The organism is Sulfuricurvum sp. (genome assembly GCF_036279695.1).
Lineage (GTDB): Bacteria > Campylobacterota > Campylobacteria > Campylobacterales > Sulfurimonadaceae > Sulfuricurvum.
Genome location: NZ_DASUIQ010000116.1, coordinates 1 through 5,148, shown reverse-complemented (window position 1 = coordinate 5,148; position 5,148 = coordinate 1). Strand labels below are relative to the sequence as shown.

7 protein-coding genes are annotated in these 5,148 nt (G+C 40.7%); 2 read left to right on the top strand and 5 right to left on the bottom strand.

Annotated features, from left to right (window positions below; genetic code table 11):
• Positions 1-10: 10 nt before the first annotated feature.
• Both VFW36_RS11280 and VFW36_RS11275 read left to right on the top strand, forming a co-directional pair.
• Entirely contained in the window at positions 11-157 is a 147-nt protein-coding gene (locus tag VFW36_RS11280) for a chemotaxis protein CheB (RefSeq protein WP_329658915.1), read from the top strand.
• Between the two features lie 184 nt (positions 158-341).
• Positions 342-1,193 carry a hypothetical protein gene (locus tag VFW36_RS11275; RefSeq protein ID WP_329658914.1) on the top strand — a complete coding sequence of 284 codons (852 nt, stop codon included), beginning with the start codon at positions 342-344 and terminating at the stop codon, positions 1,191-1,193.
• Here VFW36_RS11275 and VFW36_RS11270 read toward each other — a convergent pair.
• The 5 genes from VFW36_RS11270 to VFW36_RS11250 form a co-directional block, all read right to left on the bottom strand.
• Positions 1,190-2,788 (bottom strand): cation:proton antiporter, encoded by a 1,599-nt coding sequence (locus tag VFW36_RS11270; RefSeq protein WP_329658913.1) that lies wholly within the window; start codon positions 2,786-2,788, stop codon positions 1,190-1,192. The genes VFW36_RS11275 and VFW36_RS11270 overlap by 4 nt on opposite strands.
• 96 nt (positions 2,789-2,884) lie before the next feature.
• Positions 2,885-3,553 carry a DUF4145 domain-containing protein gene (locus VFW36_RS11265; protein ID WP_329658912.1) on the bottom strand — a complete coding sequence of 223 codons (669 nt, stop codon included), beginning with the start codon at positions 3,551-3,553 and terminating at the stop codon, positions 2,885-2,887.
• Positions 3,554-3,877: 324 nt separating this feature from the next.
• Positions 3,878-4,144 carry a type II toxin-antitoxin system RelE/ParE family toxin gene (locus VFW36_RS11260; protein WP_329658911.1) on the bottom strand — a complete coding sequence of 89 codons (267 nt, stop codon included), beginning with the start codon at positions 4,142-4,144 and terminating at the stop codon, positions 3,878-3,880.
• Entirely contained in the window at positions 4,137-4,358 is a 222-nt protein-coding gene (locus tag VFW36_RS11255; protein ID WP_329658910.1) for a hypothetical protein, read from the bottom strand. Before VFW36_RS11255 ends, VFW36_RS11260 begins: the two co-directional genes overlap by 8 nt.
• Before the next feature lie 81 nt (positions 4,359-4,439).
• A partial coding sequence (locus tag VFW36_RS11250) for an epoxyqueuosine reductase QueH (RefSeq protein ID WP_329658909.1) occupies positions 4,440-5,148 on the bottom strand: 709 nt, incomplete at its 5' end.

The window sequence follows — 5,148 nt, the reverse complement described above, 5'->3', positions numbered from 1 at the left end:
GCTACTTAGTATGAAAGAAGCGGGAGCACAAACGTATGCGCAGGAAGAAAAATCATGCACCGTGTATGGAATGCCGAAAAAGGCGGTCGAATACGGTGCGGTAAAAAGCTCATTATCCATATTCGAGATAGCCAATATGATCAACAATTTGAGGTAAGAAAATGATAGATGATAGTTTTAAAAGATTAACAGCTCCTTTGCTCAATGAGCTTGAAAATGCACGGGTGGAGATACTGGATCAATGGACTAATCGTCCAAAAGTGATTGAGACATTGCGCGCACACAAGATTGGTATCTCTTTTTTTCGTAACCATTTTGGAGACAGAATATATTCTAGATTTATGAAAATAATAAAAGGGGAAGAAGAGGCAGGAGATTGTCTAGTAATCCGTATTTTACTCCATTTTAGTCATGACAAATCTATTCCGATCCACGATGTTTTTGCTATTTGTTCTGAGTTCAAAAATACTTTTTCTATGTACTATATGAAAAATATGTATGGGAAAGTGAATGATGAAGTTTACTGGCAACTCATCAATTTGTTGGATTTGAATTTTGCAGGAGTACTTAAAAACTACTCGAATGAGGATATTCGTAAAGATTCTACCAATGAGCCAAAAGTGAATATGGCGGTAAAAAATCCTTCATTACAGGTAGAATCGTCGATTAATGAACATAGACTGAAAGATATTCGGTTTTCTAAACATGAGAGATATGGTTCCCACTCGCTATTTGAAATCGTAGACAGCACCATCATCGATAAAATCGAGCAGTTTATTGAAGATTTGGATGAGTTACTGCTGGTATTTTACGACATAGAAGAGGCAAATGAAGAAGACTCTTGTGTCTTGATGCATGAAGGTGTCGAAATATTAGGGAGATTTTATGGGTTAGTTGATACTCTAATGGTCTTTCCTGTCATAGCTAACAGTTTTAGAAATTTAGCCACCTTTTTGGGTGATCTGAATGCAGATTTTTATCGCGACACCGCACGTAAACACCTATTGATCGAAAATCTTATCGGATTGATTAAAGATTTGGAACAGTGGATGAATCTTATTTTTGTTCAGAAAGTCGCCGAAGATGTCCATTATCTTGACGCCTCATTTGCCAATAACGTACTGGAAATAGAATCGATCTGCAACAATCAACAACTTGTTCTTGATGACGAAGATGAGTTGGAATTCTTTTAGACTTTGAGAGCGTGCTTGACGAGCAAGTCCGCTACCTCAAAACTCGCATCCACAAACTCCAGCTCCGGCAAATCACGCAAACTTTTTCGCTCTTCCGCACTGTCGATTTTGACGATAATATTGGCTTCATGATCATAATTGAGCACCGCTTCGCTGATGAGACGGCGATTTTGTTCACTGCTCATCGTGATGATGATCGCTTGTGCCTCTTTGACCATCAACGATTCCAAAACGGGAAGTTTGTTCAAGTGACCGAAGTACGCCATATAGCCGAGTTTTCTGGCATGTAAAACGTGTTTGAGATTATCGGAGATGATAATAAAATTGGCACCCTTCGATTGTAACGAGGAGGCGACGATTTTGCCGAGCATCGCAAATCCTGCGACGATGATATGGTCTTGGCGCTCGATAGGGGTGATAACGTCCGATTCGTAAAACTCTTTCTCAAAATAAGAGGAGAGTTTATAGATGTTTCCGATGATAAACGGGGTGAGAATCATCGAGATGACGCTCACCAAAATCAAAAAGCTCGCCATCTCTTCGCTGATCAGTTTTTGCGCTCCCGCCAAAGCAAATACGGCAAACGAAAACTCTCCGATCTGTGCGAGGGAGAGGGCCGTTTTCGCCGAGGTATTTTTATCGGAATTACGGCGGATGATGGCATAGATGACCACTGCTTTAAAGAGCATCGCAAAGACGAAGACGAAAATAATGATATGGATATTTTCGGCAAAATAGAGCATATCGATCTTTGTCCCCACTCCGAAGAAAAAAGCCCCAAGTAGGAGGTCTTTGTAGGTTGAAATATCCGATTCGACTTTGACGTTATAGCGGGTGTCCGCGATGATCATTCCCGCGATAAAGGCTCCCAATGAGTAGGTAAATCCCATGCTGTGTGCGAGGAGTGAAGTCCCGATGAGGATGGAGAACACCGAACCCAAAAAGAGCTCTTCGAGTTCGGTTTTAGCCGAAAACTGCAAGAGGGCATTAACGATTTTATCCCCGATTGTAAACATAAACAAAACGACGAACGCGGCAGAGAGGATCGTTTTTCCGATGACTTCTCCCAGTGAGAGGGTGTCGTTGGACAAAAAGGTGATGAGCAATAAAATCGGGATAACGGCGAGGTCTTGGAAAATCAAAATTCCCATCGATTTTTGCCCATAAGGGGTGTGGATGTCCTTGGACTCTTTGAGATAGGTTAGGACGATGGCGGTCGATGAGAGGGAAAACGCCAGCGAGATGATGAGCGAGGTGTTAAAATCAAGGCGGAACAGATAGTGTGATAGCAAAAAGATTACCACGACGCTGAACAGCACTTGCAACGCACCATTGGTGAGGAGAATCTCTTTCATCTTTTTGATTTTTTCCAGACTCAGTTCCAGTCCGATCGTAAACATCAAAAAGACGATCCCAAACTCCCCGATGAGGTTGAGTGAATCGATCCCGTCACCGTTGAATCCAAACAGGTAGCTGATGATCGTCCCCGTCGCAATGTAGCCGATGATATGGGAGATCCCGAATCGTTTTAGGATGATGTTGAGAACCGTCGAAATAGCAACGGTTAAGAAGATGGTTAATAGTAAAGTTTCCATAGGGATATTATAGTGTAAGCTCTGTGCTAAGGGTGGTTAAAAAGTGGGCGGTTGGAGATAAGTGAAGATTTAATATCTCATCTTAGTTATTCGGTTTTACTTCAAGACTCGTGAAACTTTATGTGGGATTATATATGTGCCGTCCAACATATGTTCTATGATCTGGATAGCCAAAGATAATTGTTCTTTATTATGTGCTTGTACTTCATGAGCGGCTTTATTTCCGAGAACTCTGAGTTTATGAAGTATATCAACGCCTTCTTTGGTTACTATTGACTTCTCATGAAGAGAATTTATTTGCTGGTTAAGATCTTTCCCTTCAGCTTTTTGATCTTTACAAATGGTTTCTATTAAAGCTCTAATTCCAATACCAGCTAAAATATTTTGTTCGTTTTCAATTGCTAAAATAGTTTCTTGATATATACTTTGAACTTCATCTGGTAATAAATAAATATTTATGGCTTTAAGTCCTTCAAAGCGACTTGGGTAGTATTTAATTGTTTCATTGTAATAATGCTCTCCATTTTCATCGTAATCATCATCTTCTGAACAAGTTGAGCTAATTCTAAACGAGACATCTTCACAGCCAAGACACTGAATTATTTGATTTTTCACCATCCAAGCTATAGTGTTTCCATAACCATGATCTTCATGACCATGTTCGCAATAAGAAGAAATTATTTTATGAGATGTTTCTCGGCTACATTCTTTACAAATAAATTTATGTGTTCCCTCTAAATTGTTTTCTAAAGTGAAATCTTTCAAGTATGTTTTCCTCTCACGATTAGAAATAAATATGAGGTATTTAATCTTTAATTTTTTGGATTACAAAAGAAAGGAGGCAAGAGGATAAACCCATCAACCTAATCTTGCCACTCCATTGTTTGTATGAAGAAGATGTATTCGCTATAAAAATTATATCGATCAAAAATCAACAAGTCAATGGTTGTCTTATCGCGTTCGTGGTGAGCCTATCGAACCATGAACTTACCCTTCGACATACCTAAAGGGCACGTGGGCTTAGGGTGAACGAAAGAGTGGATTCCCGATCAAGTCGGGAATGACGGGATTTTTTTAATGTAGAGTTCGTTATTTATAAATATCGCCGCGAGAACCTAAATCGTAAAAATAAACGATAACTTTTTCATCGATAATGGTGTATAAAAATCGGTATTTTCCGACTCTCAAACGGTATTGGTTTGTCTGAGCTTGAAGTTTTTTAACATCTACGTGTGGATTAGAGGGGAGGGGATTTTCGGAGATATATTTTAGATCGTCATAGAAACGTTTAACGACATTTTGGGATAATTTATCGATCTGCTTGACGAAGTGCTTCGAAAATTCGATCTCATACATCGATATTTCGAGCCTTTGCGTACTCTTTCCAATTAAGGGTTTGAGAGTTTTTTAAATCTTCCATCGCCTCTTGGTAGGACAAGGCATTGGAATCGCTAAAGATAAGATCGTCGTCATCTTCGATAATAGAGAGTCTATTTTGCGGGTAGAACTTTAAAAACTCTTTGAAATGCTCATAAATAGAGTCATCCAATCTGATACTCAATGTGTGCATAGGATACCTCCTCGCAATTTTTTTGATTATATCCATATCGATCTTTTAGATTTCTTTATTCCCGTATAGCTCTTTCTTCCTCTAACTGAGAATAAGTTTTTCCCTCGTATCCTCATACGTTTTTGTCTCTAGCAAAAGGGAAATTTTTCCCGTTGGGATCGTATCGACCACGATGATCGCTGAGGTGTTAAACGGGCTATCGGTTAGTTGTGTGCGTAAAGCCATCTCGGTTTCGACAGAGGGTGCGTTAAACATTAGCTCTTTCGTATTTTTAAACGACGATGAGGTGAGGGTGTTGAAGGTATCGAGGGTGATAAAGCGTACCTCTTCACGGTTGAGAAAAAACTGCCCGTCGATTTCAAAATCGATTTTTCCCTCGGTGGAGGGGCGGTTGATGGTGGAGTAGAAGAGGGGATAGGAAGGGATCACGTCTCCGGCAACTTTTACCGAGGCACGCATCAGACGGTAGTTGTAAAACCGCTCTTTGAGGATGCGATAGGGGATCCCTTGCTCTTCGAGTTCATTGCGGCGGGTATAGAGTTCCAGCCTCTCTTCGATCGAGGCGGGGAGAATCTGGCGGCTTAGAGGTGAGAACATCTCGTCCATCAATCTATGTTGTTGATCACGCTGCATACTGAGACCATAGAGACAGCCGCAGTAGTCCTGACGGTAGAGCTGCTGTTCTTTGGCAACCCGTCCCTGATCGGCGGTTCCGTTGTTTTTACGGTAGTCAAACGCGACAAATTTAATGCCGTGTGAGGCTTCGAATGCTTCGCCGCTACGGATGAGC